Origin of the sequence: Streptacidiphilus sp. EB103A, assembly GCF_041261405.1 — a bacterium.
GTDB lineage: Bacteria > Actinomycetota > Actinomycetes > Streptomycetales > Streptomycetaceae > Streptacidiphilus.
In genome coordinates this window covers 72,092-91,631 of the sequence record NZ_JBGCAQ010000012.1, presented here as the reverse complement: position 1 = coordinate 91,631, position 19,540 = coordinate 72,092, and the positions used below count along the sequence as shown (strand labels likewise).

10 protein-coding genes are annotated in these 19,540 nt (G+C 71.7%); 9 read left to right on the top strand and 1 reads right to left on the bottom strand.

From position 1 onward, the window contains the following. Positions 1 to 76: 76 nt before the first annotated feature. The 5 genes from glgX (at position 77) to ABH941_RS20665 (ending at position 7,706) form a co-directional block, all read left to right on the top strand. Positions 77 to 2,425 (top strand): glycogen debranching protein GlgX, encoded by a 2,349-nt coding sequence (glgX, locus tag ABH941_RS20685; protein ID WP_370130897.1) that lies wholly within the window; start codon positions 77 to 79, stop codon positions 2,423 to 2,425. 48 nt (positions 2,426 to 2,473) lie between these two features. Further along, positions 2,474 to 3,007, top strand: a complete 534-nt coding sequence (locus ABH941_RS20680) for a sigma-70 family RNA polymerase sigma factor (protein ID WP_370130896.1) — start codon at positions 2,474 to 2,476, stop codon at positions 3,005 to 3,007. Next, positions 3,004 to 3,699, top strand: a complete 696-nt coding sequence (locus ABH941_RS20675) for an anti-sigma factor (protein WP_370130895.1) — start codon at positions 3,004 to 3,006, stop codon at positions 3,697 to 3,699. Before ABH941_RS20680 ends, ABH941_RS20675 begins: the two co-directional genes overlap by 4 nt. Positions 3,700 to 3,945: 246 nt before the next feature. Next, positions 3,946 to 5,754 (top strand): ABC transporter ATP-binding protein, encoded by a 1,809-nt coding sequence (locus ABH941_RS20670; RefSeq protein WP_370130894.1) that lies wholly within the window; start codon positions 3,946 to 3,948, stop codon positions 5,752 to 5,754. After that, the gene (locus ABH941_RS20665) at positions 5,751 to 7,706 is read left to right on the top strand and encodes an ABC transporter ATP-binding protein (protein ID WP_370130893.1); all 1,956 of its coding nucleotides are present in this window, start codon (positions 5,751 to 5,753) and stop codon (positions 7,704 to 7,706) included. The genes ABH941_RS20670 and ABH941_RS20665 overlap by 4 nt, the downstream gene beginning before the upstream one ends. 83 nt (positions 7,707 to 7,789) lie before the next feature. Here ABH941_RS20665 and glgP read toward each other — a convergent pair whose 3' ends face one another. Continuing rightward, positions 7,790 to 10,492 (bottom strand): alpha-glucan family phosphorylase, encoded by a 2,703-nt coding sequence (glgP, locus tag ABH941_RS20660; RefSeq protein WP_370130892.1) that lies wholly within the window; start codon positions 10,490 to 10,492, stop codon positions 7,790 to 7,792. Between the two features lie 949 nt (positions 10,493 to 11,441). On the opposite strand from glgP, the gene ABH941_RS20655 reads away from it, so the two are divergent. From ABH941_RS20655 to glgB, 4 genes are all read left to right on the top strand, one after another. Then, positions 11,442 to 13,421: an alpha-1,4-glucan--maltose-1-phosphate maltosyltransferase gene (locus ABH941_RS20655; protein ID WP_370130891.1), complete on the top strand. Its 1,980-nt coding sequence runs from the start codon at positions 11,442 to 11,444 to the stop codon at positions 13,419 to 13,421. Then, the gene (gene treS / locus ABH941_RS20650) at positions 13,418 to 15,130 is read left to right on the top strand and encodes a maltose alpha-D-glucosyltransferase (protein ID WP_370130890.1); all 1,713 of its coding nucleotides are present in this window, start codon (positions 13,418 to 13,420) and stop codon (positions 15,128 to 15,130) included. Before ABH941_RS20655 ends, treS begins: the two co-directional genes overlap by 4 nt. Positions 15,131 to 15,399: 269 nt before the next feature. Beyond that, positions 15,400 to 17,055 carry a maltokinase gene (locus ABH941_RS20645; protein ID WP_370130889.1) on the top strand — a complete coding sequence of 552 codons (1,656 nt, stop codon included), beginning with the start codon at positions 15,400 to 15,402 and terminating at the stop codon, positions 17,053 to 17,055. Between the two features lie 85 nt (positions 17,056 to 17,140). Then, positions 17,141 to 19,459, top strand: coding sequence for a 1,4-alpha-glucan branching protein GlgB (gene glgB, locus ABH941_RS20640; protein WP_370130888.1), 2,319 nt, complete (start codon positions 17,141 to 17,143; stop codon positions 19,457 to 19,459). Positions 19,460 to 19,540: the final 81 nt, after the last annotated feature.

Sequence of the window (19,540 nt, the reverse complement as noted above, 5' to 3'; positions counted from 1 at the left end):
GTGACATCCATGGGCAGGGTGGGAACGTACATTCCAGCCGGGGAACGGGACTCCCCGCAGCGGGGAGGTACGCGTCATGACGGCTTGGCAGGGGGCGGGTGACCGTGACGAGGGCGATGCGGACGGCGGGCGCGGGAGGCTGCGGCTGGTAGCGGCGGAACAGCAGGCACCGTCGGTGGAGCGGCCGACCGAGGCGCCGTTGCAGGTCGCGCCGGTCGCGGCGCAGCAGGTGTGGCCGGGGAGCTGGCAGCCGCTCGGCGCCCGCTTCCACATCGGCCCGGACGGACGCCCCGGCACCAACTTCGCCCTCTGGGCGGCCGGGGCCGAGGCGGTCGAGCTCTGCCTCTTCGACGAGGAGGACCGGGAGACCCGGCACCCGCTGCACGAGCAGACCTTCCAGACCTGGCACGGCCACCTGCCCGGAGTGCTGCCGGGGCAGCGCTACGGCTTCCGGGTGCACGGCCGCTGGGACCCCTGGACCGGCGCCCGCTGGAACCCGGCGAAGCTGCTGCTCGACCCGTACGCCCGGGCGGTCGACGGACCGTTCCGGCTGCACGACGCCATGTACGGGCACGTCCGGGGCTGGCCGGAGCGCGAGGTCGCGGACACCGTCCGGGACAACCGCGACTCGGCCCCGTACATGCCCAAGGCCGTGGTGGTCCATGACGACGACGACTGGTCCGACGACCGGCGGCCGAAGACGCCGTGGGCCGACACCGTCCTGTACGAACTGCACGTCAAGGGCTTCACCCAGCGTCACCCCGGCATCCCGGAGGAGCTCCGCGGCACCTACGCGGGTCTGGCCCACCCGGCCGCGATCGAGCACCTCACCCGGCTCGGGGTGACCGCGGTCGAGCTGCTCCCGGTGCACCAGTTCGCCGACGAGGAGCATCTGCAGCGGCGCGGCTCGGGCAACTACTGGGGCTACAACTCCATCGCCTACTTCGCCCCGCACGCCGGCTACGCCGCGTCCGGCAGCAGGGGCCAGCAGGTCACCGAGTTCAAGCGGATGGTGCGGGCGCTGCACGCCGCCGGGATCGAGGTGATCCTCGACGTCGTCTACAACCACACCGCCGAGGGCGGCGAGGGCGGTCCCACCCTGTCGCTGCGCGGCATCGACAACGCCGGCTACTACCGGCTGCAGCCGCACAACCGCCGCGCCTACGCCGACTTCACCGGCTGCGGCAACACCCTGGACGCCAACCAGCCGCAGGTGCTGCGGCTGATCACCGACTCGCTGCGGTACTGGGTCACCGAGATGGGCGTGGACGGCTTCCGCTTCGACCTGGCGGCGGCGCTGGCCCGCTCGCCGTTCGAGGTGTCGATGCTGGCGCCGTTCCTCTCCGCAGTCTCCCAGGACCCGGTGCTCAGCCGGGTCAAGCTGATCGCCGAACCCTGGGACGTGGGCCTCGGCGGCTACCAGGTCGGCGGCTTCCCGCCGCTGTGGACCGAGTGGAACGACCGCTTCCGGGACACCGTCCGCGACTACTGGCGCGGCGCCCGGCCGGACGTCAGGGAGCTGGGCTACCGGCTGGCCGGCTCGTCCGACCTGTACCAGCAGGGCGGGCGGCGCCCCTACGCCTCGGTCAACTTCGTCACCGCGCACGACGGCTTCACCCTGCGCGACCTGGTGTCCTACAACGACAAGCACAATCAGGCCAATGGCGAGGACAACCGGGACGGCACCGACGACAACCACTCCTGGAACTGCGGAGTGGAGGGCGAGACCGAATCCGCGCAGGTCAACGCGTTGCGCCGGCGGCAGCTGCGGAATCTGCTGGCGACCCTGCTGCTGTCGACCGGGGTGCCGATGCTGGTCGCCGGCGACGAGATGGGGCGCACCCAGGACGGCAACAACAACGCCTACTGCCAGGACAATCCGATCAGCTGGGTGGACTGGTCGCTGCTGCGGGAGTCCCCCGCCGGGGCTGTGTCTTCCAGGGAGGGGGGCTGGCGGGCGCTGACCGAGCTCACGGCGCGGCTGATCCAGCTGCGCCGGGAGCATCCGGTGCTGCGCCAGCGCGCGTTCTTCTCCGGGCGCCCGGCGCATCCGGGCGGGCTGCGCGACCTCACCTGGTTCACCGCGCGCGGGCGCGAGATGACCGAGGCCGACTGGTACACCCCCGGCGCCACCCTGGGGATGTACCTGTCCGGGGACGAGATGTCCGAGCGCGACCCGCTCGGCCGCGAGCTCAGCGACGAGAGCTTTCTGCTGGTCCTGCACGCGGACCACCGGCCGACCAGGTTCCTGCTGCCCGGGGCGCCCTGGGCCGGGGCGTACGAGGTGCTTGTCGACACCTCGCTGGAGGAGCAGGCGGCACCGCCCGGCCACCGGCACGAGGCCGGAACCGGGCTCACCGTCCCCGGGCGGACGCTGCTGCTGCTCAGGATCTGCCGTCCGCCGGTGCCGTCCGGTTCGGATTGATCCCACCGGCACTTGAACCCTTCCCGCAGGTGGTGCGTACTGGAAGGCGTGGACCACTCGCAGGCGCGCGATTCGGAGTTCGTGCGCTCCCTCTACTCCCGGTACGGGCGCTCGGTGCTCGGCCGGGTGCTGGGGCTGGTCCATGGCGACTACCAGCGGGCGGAGGACATCGTGCAGGAGACCTTCCTGCGCGCCTGGCAGCACCAGGACTCGCTCGACCCGGACCGGGCCGGGCCCTGGCTGCAGACCGTCGCCCACAACCTGGTGGTCTCCGCCTACCGCAAGACCAAGGCCAGGCCGGCCGAGGCGCCCTTACCGGACGACGAGGGCGGCGAGTGGGCCAAGGGCGACGGAGACCTCGAGCTCGACCGGATGCTGGAGCGCTGGCAGATGCTGGAGGCCATGCGCGGACTGCGCGCCGAACACCGCGCCGTGCTCATCGAGGTGTACTACCTGCGCCGCACCGTGGCCGAGACGGCGGAGCACCTGGGGGTGCCGGTCGGCACCGTCAAATCCCGCTGTTACTACGGGCTGCGTGCCCTGCGGAACGTACTGGAGGAGAGAGGGGTGACATCCCGATGACGACGCCGTGTCAGGAGAGCGTCTCGCTCGGCGCCTATCTGCTCGGGGCCCTCGAACCCGAGGAGCGGAGGGCGCTGGAGCGGCATATCTCGGGTTGTGCACTGTGTCAGGCCGAACTGGTGGAGCTGGCGCCGCTGCCGGGGCTGATGCGGCACACCGCCTTCGAGGAACTGCCGGAGTCGGCGGAGGTCGCCGAGTCGCTGAGCCCGGCACGGGAGCCGGCCGACGACGCCGGGCTGCGGCCGATGGCGGTTCCGCCGCAGCACCGCCGGCGCGGCCGCAGGCGCGCGGCGCTGGCCGCCGGGCTGGCCCTGGCGGCCAGCGCCGCCGGCGTGGGCGTGTACGCGGTGGTGGAGCACACCACCACGACCGGGAAGCCCACCGTGGTGGCCGCCGCGACCTGGGACGCGACCGACCCGACCACCCATGTCTCGGCGACCGCCGCGCTCTTCCCTGAGGCCTGGGGCACCCAGTTCCAGCTGAAGCTGGGCGGACTGCCCTCCGACATCACCTGCCACCTGGTGGTGCACGGGCAGGGCGGGCGGAGCGAGACCGCGGGCACCTGGGGTTCCGGCTACGCGCTCTCCGCCCAGGTACCCGCCTCGACCTCGATCAGCCCCGCGCAGATCACGGGTCTCGACGTGGTCGACGGAACCGGGAAGACCCTGGTGCACCTGCCCGCGGGGCAGTGACCCGGTAACGGCTGGTCAGTTGCCGCCGACTCCCCTGGCGGCAGGGGAGTCGGCGGCTGTCGACGTGCCCCGGGCCGAGGGCCTGAGCAAAAACCAGATGAGGATTGTCAGTGGTGGGCCGTACGCTCACAGACGATGTCCAGTCCCTCATCCTCCATACCCACACCGCAGGCGCCACCAGCGCCGTCGCTACCGGAATCCACAGCTCCGGCCACCCCGGACGCCGACAGACCGGACCCTGCCGCCATGACCGATTCGCCCGCGCCCGCCCACTCACCCAAGCGTTCGACCGTACGCTCGCTGCTCCGTATCTGGCCGTACGCCCGCCCGATCCGTTGGTATCTGGTCGGCTCGACCTGCGCGGCCATGGTGGCCTCGCTGGCCGGTCTGCTGATCCCGCTCGTGCTGAAGCAGATCGTGGACGGGCCGGTGTCGCACCACGACTCGGCCGGGCTGTGGTGGCCCGCCGCGCAACTGCTGCTCCTCGGGCTGGCCGAGGCGCTCCTCTTCGGCCTTCGCCGCTGGCTGCTCGCCCGGCCGCTCTCCGGCGTGGAACGCATCATGCGCGCCGACCTCTACGCCCGGCTGCAGCGGCTGCCGGTGACCTTCCACGACCGCTGGGCCTCCGGACAGCTGCTGTCCCGGGCCACTTCGGACATGTTCACCATCCGGCTGTTCCTGGCCTTCCCGCTGGTGTTCCTGATCGTCAACTCGATGGTGTTCCTGGTCGGGATCGGCATCATGTTCGCCCTGGACTGGCAGCTCGCGGTGATCGCGGTGCTGCCGGCCGCGCCGCTGATCATGCTGTGCTCCTACTTCGAGCGCCGCTACTCGGCCGCCGCCCGGCTGGCCCAGGACCAGAACGGTGACCTGGCCACCATCGTCGAGGAGTCGGTGCTGGGCATCCGCATCCTCAAGGCCTTCGGCCGGCACCGCACCATGGCGCAGCGCTTTCGGGCGCAGGCCCGCGAGCTGCGGGGCACCGAGCTGAACAAGGCCCGGCTGCTGGCCAACCTCTGGGCCGTCATCGTCGGCCTGCCCGAGCTGGCCCTGGGCACCGCGCTGGCGATAGGCGTGGTCCAGGTCGCGCACGACACCACCACGGCGGGCACCCTGGTGGCGTTCCTCTCCACGGCGCTGGCGCTGCGCTGGCCGGTCGAGTCGCTCGGCTGGCTGCTGGCCTACAGCAACGAGGCGGCGACGGCCACGGACCGCTTCTTCGAGGTGCTGGACACCCCACTGGCCGACACCGACGACGTCGTCACCGACGCCGACACCGACGCCGCCGCTGCTCCCGGCAGCAGCGGCGGCGTCCGCGACGGCATCCGCTTCGAGGGCGTGCGCTTCCGCTACCCGGACGCGCCGGCCGACACCCCGGACCTGCTCCAGGGCGTCGACCTGCACATCCGCCACGGCGAGACGATGGCCCTGGTGGGCAACACCGGCAGCGGCAAGACCACCATGACCGCGCTGCTCCCCCGGCTCTACGACCCCAGCGCCGGGCGGATCACCCTGGACGGCGCCGACATCACCGCGCTGCCCAGGACCAGGCTGCGCCAGCTGGTCTCGGTCGCCTTCGAGGAGCCCACCCTGTTCTCCGCCTCGGTACGGGAGAACGTGCTGATGGGCGCGCCGGACGCGGACGAGGAGGAGTTGCAGCGGGCCCTGGACGTCGCCCAGGCGCACTTCGTCAGGTCCCTCCCGCAGGGCACCGGCACCCAGGTCGGCGAGCAGGGCCTGAGCCTCTCCGGCGGCCAGCGACAACGGCTGGCCCTGGCCCGGGCGGTGGTCGGCACGCCCGACTTCCTGGTGCTGGACGACCCGCTCTCGGCGCTGGACGTCCACACCGAGGCGCAGGTCGAGGGGGCCCTGCGGCGGGTGCTGGCCGACACCACGGCCCTGGTCGTGGCGCACCGGCCGAGCACGGTCCTGCTCGCGGACCGGGTCGCGATGCTGGTCGACGGGCGGATCGCGGCCGTCGGCACGCACCACGAGTTGTTGGAGACCTCGCCCGCCTACCGCGAGCTGATGTCCGGCGAGCGGGTGTCGGCATGAGCGACACCGGCACCGTTCTGACCGACCGCCAGCCCAACGACACGGAGGCCGCAGTGGAAGCGGAGACGCTCGACGAAGGCACTCTCGTCGAGGAGCAGCTGCCGGACGAGGACGGGCCCGCGGCAGAGCCTGTGCCCGGGCCCGCGACGACCGCCGAGAGCGAGGACATCCCCGTCCCGCCGGGCGCGCCCCGCGCACTGCTGCGCTCGCTGCTGGGCCCGCACCGCAAACGGATCGTCCTCGCGGTGCTGATGATCGTGGTGCAGCAGGCCGCCCTGCAGGTGGGCCCGCTGCTGGTGTCCATCGCCATCGACCGGGGCATTCCGGCGCTGCGCGACCACGACGCCGGGCCGCTGATCGCCGTCACCGCGGCGTACCTGGGCTGCGCCGCCGCCGCGACGCTGCTGCAGCGCGGGTTCATCCGGTTGTCCGGGCTGATCAATCAGGACATCCTGCTGGAGATGCGCCGACGGATCTTCCGCCATGCCCAGCTGCTCAGCCTGGACTTCCATGAGCGCTACACCTCGGGCCGGATCATCTCCCGGGCCACCAGCGATGTGGACGCGGTCCGGGAGCTGCTGAGCGAGGGCCTGCAGGAGCTGCTCTCGGTGGCGCTGCAGATCGTCTACATCAGCGGACTGCTGCTGGTCCTGGACTGGCGGCTGGGCCTGGCGTCCGTCGCCTCGGCCGGCCCGGTCTTCCTGCTGCAGCGCTCCTACCGGATCCGCTCCCGGGAGATCTACCGGCGTTCGCGGTCCGCCGTGGCCTCGGTGATCGTGCGGTTCACCGAGACCATGAACGGCATCCGCCCGGTCCAGGCCTTCCGTCGCGAGGAGGCCAACGACGCCCTCTTCGCCGTCCCCAACGCCGAGTACGCCAAGTCCAACGCGGACAGCTCGCTGTCCATGGCGCTGTTCATCGCCTCGGCCAGGCTCACCGCCAATGTATGGATCATCGGGGTGGTGCTCTGGGGCGCCTACCTGGTCGCCGACCGGGATCTCCAGCTCGGGGTGCTGGCCGCCTTCGTGCTGTACCTGCGGCGGCTGTTCGACCCGATCGACCAGCTGGCGATGTTCGTCAACAGCTACCAGTCGGCGGCGGCGGCGCTGGAGAAGATCGCGGGCCTGCTGGCCCATGAGCCCTCCGTCCCGGAACCGGTCGAAGCGGTGCCGCTGCCGGAGCAGTCGGACACGGCGCACCCGGACACCGCACAGAGCGGCCGCGAGATCGTCTTCGACCGGGTCGGCTTCTCCTACCGCACCGGCAAACAGGTGCTGCCGGAGTTCTCGCTGCGGATCCCGGCCGGCCAGAGCGTCGCCGTGGTCGGCGCCACCGGCGCCGGCAAGTCGACCCTGGCCAAGCTGCTGGCGCGGTTCTACGACCCGACCGGCGGCCGGGTGCTGCTGGACGGCGTGGACCTGCGCGAGCTGGCCACGGCGGAGCTGCGCAAGGGCGTGGTGATGGTCACTCAGGAGTCCTTCCTGTTCTCCGGGACGGTCGCCGACAACATCGCCGTCGGGCGCCCCGGCGCGAGCCGCGAGGAGGTCGAGGCCGCAGCCAGGGCCATCGGCGCGCACGGCTTCATCAGCGCGCTGCCGGAGGGCTACGACACCGACGTGCGCAAGCGCGGCGGCCGCATCTCGGCGGGCCAGCGCCAGCTGGTGGCCTTCGCCAGGGCTCTGCTCGCCGACCCGGCGGTGCTGATCCTGGACGAGGCGACCTCCTCCCTGGACGTCCCCGGCGAACGGGCCGTGCAGGAGGCCATGCGCACCGTGCTGGCCGGACGCACCGCCGTGATCATCGCCCACCGGCTCTCCACCGTGGAGATCGCCGACCGGGTCCTGGTCATGGAACAGGGCCGCATCGTCGAGGACGGCACCCCGTCCGACCTGATCGCCGGCACCGGCCGCTTCAGCCGCCTGCACCAGGCCTGGCGCGACAGCCTGGTCTGACGGCTCGGTCTGACGGCTCGGCACAACAGAGCGGGGCCCCGGCGCTCTCATGCGCCGGGGCCCCGTCCTCTCGTGATGTCCGGTCAGCGCAGCAGGCCCGAGTCCATGCCGCCGGTCTCGGCCGGGACGGCGATCAGGCCGAGCTCCGCGCTGGAGGCGAGGAGCCGGTGTGCCGGCAGGATCCGGACGGTGTAGCCGAAGGGTCCGGTGCGGCCGAGTTCCAGCGGCCCCTCGTAGCGCCAGCGGCCGTCCAGGTCGGCACGGTCGGCGGGCTTCAGCGAGACCGCCGTGGCGTCGGTGATCCGGTCGGCGTCGTCGACCCGGCCCGACACGACCTGGACGTCGACGTCGGAGGGGTCCAGGCCGTCGAGGGCGACATGCACCCGCAGGGCCAGGGTCGTGCCCAGCTCCGCGCTGTCCGTACTGTCGGCTGTCTCGCCGTGGTCGACGCCCACCGCCGGCCAGGCCGCCCTGACCCGGGCCTTCCAGGCGGCGAGCTCCCGCGCGCCGTCGTACGAACCGTCCGCGGCCAGGGTGCGCCTGGCCTCGGCCGCCGGGGTGTAGAGCCGCTCGACGTACTCGCGGACCATCCGGCCGGCCAGCACCTTGGGGCCGAGGGTGATCAGGGTGTGCCTGACCATCTCGATCCAGCGGGACGGCAGGCCGTCCCCGCCCCGGTCGTAGTAGCGCTGGGCGACCTGGTGCTCGATCAGGTCGTACAGGCCGGCGGCCTCGATGTCGTCCCGGCGGTCGGCCTCGGGCCCGTCCGGGTCCATGCTGCCGATGCCCTCGGCGGTGGGGATCGCCCAGCCGTTGGAGCCGTCGTACCACTCGTCCCACCAGCCGTCGAGCACCGAGAGGTTCAGTCCGCCGTTGAGCGCGGACTTCATGCCCGAGGTGCCGCAGGCCTCCAGCGGGCGCAGCGGGTTGTTCAGCCAGACGTCGCAGCCCGGGTAGAGAGCGGAGGCCATGTCCATGTCGTAGTCCGGCAGGAACACGATCCGGTGCCGCACCGCCGGGTCGTCGGCGAACTGCACCATCTTCTGGATCAGCCGCTTGCCGCCGTCGTCGGCCGGATGCGCCTTGCCCGCCACCACGATCTGGATGGGGTGGGTCGGGTGCAGCAGCAGCGCCCGCAGCCGCTGCGGGTCGCGCAGCATCAGCGTGAGCCGCTTGTACGAGGGCACCCGGCGGGCGAAGCCGATAGTCAGCACGTCGGGGTCGAGTATCCCGGCGACCCAGCCCAGCTCGGCCTCGGAGGCGCCGCGCTGCCGCCAGGAGGCCCGGACCCGCTCGCGGGCCTCGTCCACCAGCTGCTCGCGCAGCCGGCGGCGCAGTTCCCAGATCTCCTGGTCCGGGATCTGCTCGATGCCGTGCCAGCGGCGGGACTCGCCCACCATCATGGCTTCCTCGGTGCGCTCGGCGCCGATCTCCTTGGAGCCGAGCCGCACCACCTCGGGGTCGATCCAGGTGGGGGCGTGGACCCCGTTGGTGACCGAGGTGATCGGCACCTCCTCGGCGTCGAATCCCGGCCAGAGTCCGTTGAACATCTCCCGGCTGACCTTGCCGTGCAGGGTGCTGACCCCGTTGGCCCGCTGGGCCAGGCGCAGACCCATCGCGGCCATGTTGAAGAGGCCCGGGTCCCCGCCCGGCCAGCCCTCGGCCCCCAGCGCGAGCACCCGCTCCACCGGCACCCCGTCCAGCTGGGCGTCGCCGCTGAAGTGGCGTTGCACCAGCTGCCGGTCGAAGCGGTCGATGCCGGCCGGGACCGGGGTGTGCGTGGTGAACAGGGTGCCCGCGCGGACGGCCTCCAGCGCGGTGTCGAAGTCCAGCGGCTCGGTCTTCTCCGTAGTCCCTGAAGTCCCGGAGGCCCCGGCGACCGCCACCAGCTCCCGGATGCGCTCCACCCCGAGGAAGCCGGCGTGGCCCTCGTTGGTGTGGAACACCTCGGGCTCGGCGTGCCCGGTGAGCCGGCAGAAGGCGCGGACCGCCCGCACCCCGCCGATGCCGAGCAGCATCTCCTGGAGCAGCCGGTGCTCGCTGCCGCCGCCGTAGAGGCGGTCGGTGACGTCGCGTTCGGAGGCGGCGTTCTCCTCGATGTCGGAGTCGAGCATCAGCAGCGGCACCCGCCCGACCTGGGCCTTCCAGATGCGGGCATGCAGCTGCCGGCCTCCGGGGAGGGCCAGCGAGACGGTACTGGGGCTGCCGTCGGCCTCACGCAGCTGGCTGACGGCGAGTTCGTTGGGGTCGAGCAGCGGGTAGCGCTCCTGCTGCCAGCCGTCCTTGGACAGGGACTGGCGGAAGTAGCCGTGACGGTAGAGCAGGCCCACCCCGATGATCGGCACGCCCAGGTCGCTGGCGGCCTTGAGGTGGTCGCCGGCCAGGATGCCGAGGCCGCCGGAGTACTGCGGCAGCGTCGCGGTGATGCCGAACTCGGGTGAGAAGTAGGCGATGGCAGTGGGCAGGCCGGGCGGGTCCGGCAGGGCCAGCTGGTTCTGGTACCAGCGCGGACCGCTCAGATAGTCGTTCAGATCGTCGGCGGCATCGCCGAGACGGCGCAGGAAGCGCCGGTCGGCGGCGAGTGCGGTGAGGCGTTGCGGGGCCACTTGGCCCAGCAACCGCACCGGGTCGCGGCCTGCGGCCTCCCAGGTCTCCGGATCCACCTCGCGGAACAGCTCGCGGGTGTCCGGATGCCAGGACCAGCGCAGATTGAGCGCCAATTCGCCGAGGGCTCGAAGGGGTTCGGGCAGGACGGTGCGGACTGTGAAACGTCGGATTGCCTTCACCCAAGCGAAGATAGCGTGAGCTGAGGGCCTTGCGAAGCGAGTCCTGGAGGCCGCCGCGGCCGCCCGGTGCGCTCCGGTGGAGCAACGGGACGGGATCTCACCCGGACGGCGCAGTGGCGCACAACGGCGCAGGCAGGCGCATGGGGGCGCGTGTTCACACGGCCGAAATCCCTTGGTCGCACGGCCGACGCACACGAGGCCCGTGCACGCCGCCACACCTGACGAACTGTCGTTCCAACTGGCTGAAAGGTGTGGATACCGGTGCGCGGTATGCCATGTCGGTGCGAGGATCGAGGCAGGTCGAGAGAGTTTCACGCAGAGTGCGGCCGGCGCTCTGCGTTTTCCAGCCACAGCTTGTGCTCTGCCCTCCGCGTGTCCCCCTCCCCACGTGCTCGTTGTAGCCAGCGGACCACGAGGCCCGTGACGGAATGGGGCGCGTGCGCGCCGGTTCGCGCCCCGGCGCGTACCGGCCGCGGCTGCGGTGACCACCGCACGCCAGGTTGACGGAGAGGACCGGGGGAAGGCTCTCGGGGTCACTCCTTCGGGTCCGGGTCAGGTCAACAGAACGCATCGGCCCCACAAACGGCCGAAGCCGTCCTCGGTGGCCCTCCCGACCGGCACAGCCCTCCGGCGCCGACCGGACGCGCCCTCCCTCGGAACACGGGTGCGACCCCGGACGGCTGCCGCCGATCGTGGTCAGGAGCGGGAGATGCGGGACGTGCGGGATTCGCACAAGGAGCAGGTGGAGCAGCCGTTGGCCAGCAGTCCTCCGTCAACGCCGGAGCCGCGGAAGCCGCGCGCCTCCAGCGACACCGGTCGTACCGATACGACCAATGGCACCAGTAGGACCAGTGCCAGTAGTAAGACGGGTAAGCCCAGTACCACCCGCGTCACACGTACCACCCGCCCCCCTCGATCAGCCCGGCCCGCAGAGGACGAACAGCAGCACATGATCGGCCGAATCCCCGTCCTGGACGTCAGCCCCCGCGTGGACTGCGGCACCCGCCCGGCCAAGTCCGTCGTCGGCGAGCCCTTCGAGGTCAGCGCCACCGTGTTCCGTGAGGGCCATGACGCGGTGGGGGCCAATGTGGTGCTCCGCGACCCCAGGGGCCGCAGTGGCCCGTGGACCCCGATGCGCGAGCTGGCGCCCGGCACCGACCGCTGGGGCGCCGAGGTGGTCGCCACCGCGCCGGGCCGCTGGACCTTCTCGGTGGAGGCCTGGAGCGATCCGCTCGCCACCTGGCGGCACCACGCCGAGATCAAGATCCCGGCCGGCATCGACACCGCGCTGGTCCTGGAGGAGGGCGCGCTGCTGCTGGAGCGCGCCGCCCCCGGCGTCCCCAAGAAGGAGGGCCGGGCCCTGGTCCTGGCCGCCGCGCTGACCCTGCGCCGGGCCGAGCTCGACCCGGCGGCCCGGCTGGCGGCAGCACTGGACCCGGAGCTGACCCGGATCCTGACGCGTTATCCGCTGCGCGAACTGGTGTCCGCCTCTCGCCCGTCTGCCCTGCAGGTGGACCGGGAGCGGGCACTGTACGGCTCCTGGTACGAGTTCTTCCCCCGCTCCGAGGGCGCCGTGGTGGACCACCGCGGCCACCGCGCGCCCGTCCCGGGCACGCTGCGCACGGCGGCCGAGCGGCTGCCGGCGGTGGCGGCGATGGGCTTCGACGTCGTCTACCTGCCGCCGATCCACCCGATCGGCCGGGCCTACCGCAAGGGCCCCAACAACAGCCTGGAGGCGGGCCCCGAAGACGTCGGCTCACCGTGGGCGATCGGCTCGCAGGAGGGCGGGCACGACGCGGTCCACCCCGACCTGGGCACCATCGAGGACTTCGACGCCTTCGTGGCGAGCGCGGCCGACCTGGGCATGGAGGTGGCGCTGGACTTCGCGCTGCAGTGCTCGCCGGACCACCCCTGGGTGGAGAAGCACCCGGAGTGGTTCACCCGCCGCGCGGACGGCACCATCGCCTACGCCGAGAACCCGCCCAAGAAGTACCAGGACATCTACCCGATCAACTTCGACCAGGACTTCGACGGCCTGGTCGTGGAGACGCTGCGGCTGCTGCGGTACTGGATGGCGCACGGCGTGCGGATCTTCCGGGTCGACAATCCGCACACCAAGCCGGTCGTGTTCTGGGAGAAGGTGCTGGCCGACATCGCCCGCACCGACCCCGACGTGCTGTTCCTGGCCGAGGCCTTCACCCGCCCGGCGATGATGCACACCCTGGGGAAGATCGGCTTCCACCAGTCCTACACCTACTTCACCTGGCGCACCGGCAAGCAGGAGCTCACCGAGTACCTGACCGAGCTCTCCGGGGAGGCCGCCGCCTACATGCGGCCCAACTTCTTCCCCAGCACCCCGGACATCCTGCACGCCTACCTGCAGCACGGCGGCCGCCCCGCCTTCGCGATCCGGGCGATCCTGGCCGCGACGCTGACCCCGAGCCTGGGCATCTACGCCGGCTACGAGCTCTACGAGAACGCCCCGGTGCGCCCCGGCTCCGAGGAGTTCCTGGACTCGGAGAAGTACCAGCTGCGCCCGCGCGACTGGGCCCGGACCGACTCGCTGGCACCCCTGCTGACCACCCTGAACACGCTGCGTCGCGAGCACCGCGCGCTGCAGCTGCTGCGCAACCTTCGGTTCCACCACACCGACAACGACCAGGTCCTGGCCTACTCCAAGCGCCACGGCGAGGACGCCGTGCTGGTGGTGGTCAACCTGGACCCGCACCACACCCACGAGGCCACCGTCTCGCTCGACCTGCCCGCCCTCGGCCTCGACCCGGGCGATCAGTCAGCGGTCTCCGACCGAATCACAGTCCACGACCAGCTCAGCGGCGCGCGCTACCGCTGGGGCGTCCACAACTACGTCCGGCTCGACCCCACCCAGCAGCCGGCTCACATCCTCACGGTCCGGAGGGCCGACTCGTGATCGTCAACGAACCCGTACCCGACACCTTCACCGACACCCCGCAGAAGGACCGCGACCCCGACTGGTTCAAGCGCGCGGTGTTCTACGAGGTGCTGGTCCGCTCCTTCCAGGACAGCAACGGGGACGGCATCGGCGACCTCCGCGGCCTCACCTCGAAGCTGGACTACCTCCAGTGGCTCGGGGTGGACTGCCTGTGGCTGCCGCCCTTCTTCGCCTCGCCGCTGCGCGACGGCGGCTACGACGTGGCCGACTACACCGCCGTGCTGCCCGAGTTCGGCGACCTCGCCGACTTCGTGGAGTTCGTCGACTCCGCCCACCAGCGCGGCATGCGGGTGGTCATCGACTTCGTGATGAACCACACCAGCGACCAGCACCCCTGGTTCCAGGCCTCCCGGAACGACCCTGACGGTCCGTACGGGGACTACTACATGTGGGCGGACGACGACAAGGCCTACGCCGACGCCCGGGTGATCTTCGTCGACACCGAGACCTCCAACTGGACCTTCGACCCGGTCCGCAAGCAGTACTTCTGGCACCGGTTCTTCTCGCACCAGCCCGACCTGAACTTCGAGAACCCGGCCGTCCAGGAGGAGATCCTGGCCGCGCTGCGGTTCTGGCTGGACCTCGGCATCGACGGGTACCGGCTGGACGCCGTGCCCTACCTCTACGCCGAGGAGGGCACCAACAGCGAGAACCTGCCGCGGACCCACGAGTTCCTGAAGCGGGTCCGCGCCGAGATCGACGCCAGCTACCCGGACACGGTGCTGCTGGCCGAGGCCAACCAGTGGCCCGAGGACGTCGTCGACTACTTCGGCGACTACTCCAAGGGCGGCGACGAGTGCCACATGGCCTTCCACTTCCCGGTGATGCCGCGGATCTTCATGGCGGTCCGCCGTGAGTCCCGCTATCCGGTGGCGGAGATCCTGGCGAAGACCCCGAAGATCCCCGACAACTGCCAGTGGGGCATCTTCCTGCGCAACCACGACGAGCTGACCCTGGAGATGGTCACCGACGAGGAGCGCGACTACATGTACGCGGAGTACGCCAAGGACCCGCGGATGCGGGCCAACGTGGGCATCCGCCGCCGGCTGGCGCCGCTGCTGGACAACGACCGCAACCAGATCGAGCTGTTCACCGCACTGCTGATGTCCCTGCCCGGATCCCCGGTCCTCTACTACGGGGACGAGATCGGCATGGGCGACAACATCTGGCTCGGCGACCGGGACGGCGTCCGCACCCCGATGCAGTGGACCCCGGACCGCAACGCCGGTTTCTCCTCCGCAGACCCGGGCAGGCTCAATCTGCCGACCATCATGGATCCGGTCTACGGCTACCAGGTGACCAACGTCGAGGCGCAGATGAGCAGCACCAGCTCGCTGCTCCACTGGACCCGCCGCATGATCGAGATCCGCAAGCTCAACCCGGCTTTCGGCCTGGGCTCGTACGCGGAGCTGCCCTCCAGCAACCCCGCCGTGCTGGCCTTCGTCCGCAAGCTCACGCTGCCGGACGGCGGGGACGACATCGTCATGTGCGTGAACAACTTCTCCCGCTTCGCCCAGCCCACCGAACTGGATCTGCCGGAGTTCGAGGGGCGGCACCCGGTGGAGCTGATCGGCGGGGTCCGCTTCCCCGCCATCGGCACGCTGCCGTACCTGCTCACCCTGGCCGGCCACGGCTTCTACTGGTTCCGGCTCCGCCGGGCGGAGTAGCAGCCCGCCAACCCCACTCCACCCCACTCCACCCCACCCCACTCCACCCGACGCCGTCCGCCCCTAGGAGCAGCGCAGCCCCTAACACACTCGAACGGCGTACCCCGGCCACGCGGGGCGGGCTCCGCAGGCCCGAAAGGCGGTCGGTCCCCGCGTGCCGAAGCCTTCACGCCGTCAGAATCCGGGAGACTGGCAGACCCGGCAGCGGGGCCGTTCCGCCTTCGGCCCCCTCGCTGCCGGGGTTGCCGCACCCCCGGGGAAAGGGAGAAATGTCCGACACCTCCCGACCTCGTACGCTTGCCGCCACGACCACCGCATCCGCCGGCACCGCATCCGCCGCCACAGCGTCCAACACCACGCCGTCCAATACCACGCCGTCCACCACCACGCAGTCCCCGACCCTGCCCTCGACCACCACCGTGCGCGGCACCGACCTCGACGCCCTGGTCCGGAACGTGCTGCCGCTGCTGCGCGACTGGCTGCCGCGGCAGCGCTGGTTCGCCGGCAAGCACCGGCCGATCACCGCCGTCTCCCCGGCGACCGTCACCCTGCTGCCGGGCGGCGCCGACGAGCCGCTGCTGCTGCACCTGCTGCTCAAGGTCGACTACTCCGCGGACCAGCCCGACCTCTACCAACTGCTGCTCGGAGCGGCCCCGAACGCGCCGACCGGCCCCGACGCCACCGCCGAGCGGCTGCGCGCCGCCGTCATCGGCCGGATCGGCGGCGGCCGCCACGACGGCCTGCTGACCTATGACGCGAGCTACCACCCGGCGCTGGCGCTGCGGCTGCTGCGGGCCGTCATCAGCGGCGGCGCGCCGCAGGGCAGCCGGCTCGGCCCGCTGGTCTTCCACGCCCCGCACGGCCCCGAGCTCACCGACCTGGCCGCCCCCGGCAGCCCGGCCCGGGTCGGCACCGCCGAACAGAGCAACACCTCGATCGTCTACGGCGACAGCGCCATCCTCAAGCTGTTCCGCAGGATCACCCCGGGGCTCAACCCGGACCTGGAGCTCTCGCTGGCCCTCAGCCGGGCCGGGTCGGGACGCGTCCCCACCCCGCTGGCCTGGTTCGAGGGCGACCTCCCGGACGCCCCCGGAGAGCCGGCCACCCTCGGGCTGCTGCAGCGCTACCTCCTCGGCGGCAAGGACGGCTGGGAGTTCGCCCTCGCGCACGTCCGCAGGCTGCGCACCGACCCGGAGTGGCAGGGCAGCCGGGACGGGCACCCCTGCGACCACATCACCGGCAACTTCTCCGCCGAGTCGTTCCTGCTCGGCCGGGCCACCGCGGAGGTGCACCTGGCCCTGGCCCGCAGCCTGCCGGTGACCGTGCTGGACCGCCCGCAGATCGAGGCCATGGCGGACGCCATGACGCTGCGTCTGGACGCCGCCGCGCTGGCGGTCCCCGCGCTCGCCCCCTACCGGGATCCGCTCCGGCGGATCTTCCAGGAGCTGGCCAGGTCCGCCCGCGACGGACGGCTGCTGCGGGCCCAGCGGATCCACGGCGACCTGCACCTGGGCCAGTCGATGCGGATCGCCCGCGGCTGGACGCTGCTGGACTTCGAGGGCGAGCCGGCCAAGCCGCTGGAGGAGCGGCGCCGGGTGCAGCCGGCCGTCAGGGACGTCGCGGCGATGCTGCGGTCCTTCGACTACGCGGCGGCCCATCTGCTGACCGAGCTGCCCTCGGGCGACCCGGAACTGCCCCGGCTCAGCGCCCTGGCCTCGACCTGGGCGCTGCGCAACCGCGCCGCCTTCTGCGCGGGATACGCGGCGGCCGGCGCCGAGGACCCCACCGCGGATCCGGTGCTGCTGCACGCGATGGAGACGGACAAGGCCGTCTACGAGGTCGTCTACGAGGCCGGGAACCGTCCGGAGTGGCTGGCCATCCCGATGTCGGCGATCGTCCGTCTCGCGCAGGCAGCCGGAAGGTAACAGTGCGTTGACCCCACTCCTCTAGCGTCCCATCAGAACACCCACCCACCATCCCCCGTCCACCATCCCCAGAGAGGCACCGGCCGTGACCAAGTTCGACCCGACCCGCCCCATCGCCGCAGCAGTCGTCGAGCCAAGGCCAGCGGTTGTCGAACCGCAGATCACAGCCGTCGAGCCGCGGATCGCAGCCGTCCCGGAGGACGGCCCGAGGCGGGTACCGGACGCGTCGCTGCCGCCCGGCGAGGTCGCGCGGCTGGTGGGCGGATGGCACCACGACCCGCACGGGGTGCTGGGCGCGCACCGGGTGCCGGGCGGGACGGCGGTTCGGGTGCTGCGTCCGTTCGCGGAGCGGGTGGTGCTGGAGACCGCCGCGGGGCTGCGGTACGAGCTGACGCACCAGCAGGACGGCCTGTTCACGGTGCTGGTGCCGGGGCCGGAGCTCGGGCCCTACCGGTTGCGGGTGACCTACGACGGGGTGGAGGCACTGCAGGACGACGGCTACCGGCTGCTGCCCACCCTGGGCGACACGGACCTGCATCTGATCAGCGAGGGCCGGCACGAGCAGCTCTGGGACGTGCTCGGCTCGCACCCGCGCACCGTGCAGGGCGTCACCGGCACGGCCTTCGCGGTCTGGGCGCCCAATGCCTCGGGGGTACGCGTCATCGGGGACTTCAACGGCTGGAACGGCGCCGCGCACCCGATGCGCTCGCTGGGCGGCTCCGGGGTCTGGGAGCTGTTCGTGCCCGGCATCGGTGAGGGCGCCCGCTACAAGTACGAGATCGCCACCCGGGACGGGCGGCTGCTGCAGAAGGCCGACCCGCTGGCGCAGGCCACCGAGGTGCCCCCGGCCACCGCCTCGGTGGTGCACGCCTCCGCGTACACCTGGCAGGACCAGAACTGGCTGGACCGGCGCGCCCGCGCCACCGCGCACGACCGGCCGATGTCCGTCTACGAGGTCCACCTGCCCTCCTGGCGGCCCGGCCTGAGCTATCGGCAGCTGGCGGTGGAGCTGCCGGCCTACGTCCGCGACCTGGGCTTCACCCATGTCGAGCTGATGCCGGTGATGGAGCACCCGTTCGGCGGCTCCTGGGGCTACCAGGTCTCCGGCTTCTACGCCCCCACCTCCCGTCTGGGCTCTCCCGACGACTTCAAGACGCTCGTGGACGCGCTGCACCGGGCCGGCATCGGGGTGATCGTGGACTGGGTCCCGGCGCACTTCCCCAAGGACGACTTCGCGCTGCGCGAGTTCGACGGCGCCCCGCTGTACGAGCCGGCCGACCCGCTGCGCGCCGAGCACCCGGACTGGGGCACCCTGGAGTTCGACTACGGACGCACCGAGGTGCGCAACTTCCTGGTCGCCAACGCGGTGTTCTGGTGCCAGGAGTACCACGTGGACGGGCTGCGGGTGGACGCGGTCGCCTCCATGCTCTACCTGGACTACTCCCGCGAGGGTGACGCCTGGTCGCCCAACGCCGACGGCGGGCGGGAGAACTGGGACGCGGTCCGCTTCCTGCAGGAGATGAACGCCACCGTCTACCGGCGCTGCCCCGGGGTGGTGACGGTGGCCGAGGAGTCCACCGCCTGGCCCGGCGTCACCCGCCCCACCGAGCACAGTGGGCTGGGCTTCGGGCTCAAGTGGAACATGGGCTGGATGCACGACTCGCTGCAGTACATGAGCCACGAGCCGGTGCACCGCAAGTACCACCACAACGAGATGACCTTCTCGATGGTGTACGCGTACTCGGAGAACTACCTGCTGCCGATCTCCCACGACGAGGTGGTGCACGGCAAGAAGTCGCTGGTGTCCAAGATGCCCGGGGACTGGTGGCAGCAGCGCGCCAACACCCGCGCCTACCTGGCCTACATGTGGGCCCACCCGGGCAAGAAGCTGGTCTTCATGGGCACCGAGTTCGCCCAGGGCGCCGAGTGGGACCACGACACCGGCCCGCAGTGGTGGGTCCTGGCGGACGACTGGCCGGCCGCGGCCGACCACCGCGGTGTGCAGGACCTGGTCCGCGACCTCAACCGGATCTACCTGGACGCCCCGGCGCTGTGGCAGCTGGACACCGACCCGGCCGGCTTCTCCTGGATCGACGGCGGCGCCGCGGAGGACAACGTCTTCAGCTTCGTCCGCGCCGACCGCAACGGCCGCCCGTTGATCAGCGTCACCAACCTCTCCCCCGTGGTCCGGGAGGACTACCGCATCGGCCTGCCGACCGTGCGGGCCGACGTCCGCGACTCGGTCTGGCTGGAGGTGCTCAACACCGACGCAGAGGTGTACGGCGGCAGCGGAGTCGGCAACCCCGACCCGGTGAAGGCCGAGTCCACCCCCTGGAACGGCCGCGATACCAGCGCCCAGCTCACCTTGCCGCCGCTGGCCACCATCTGGCTCAGTCCCGCCTGACCGGATCCCGGTCCAGCTCCGGTACGTCCGCACATCGGACGTACCGGACCGGATGGCGGCGACGGTTCTAGGCTCTCCCGC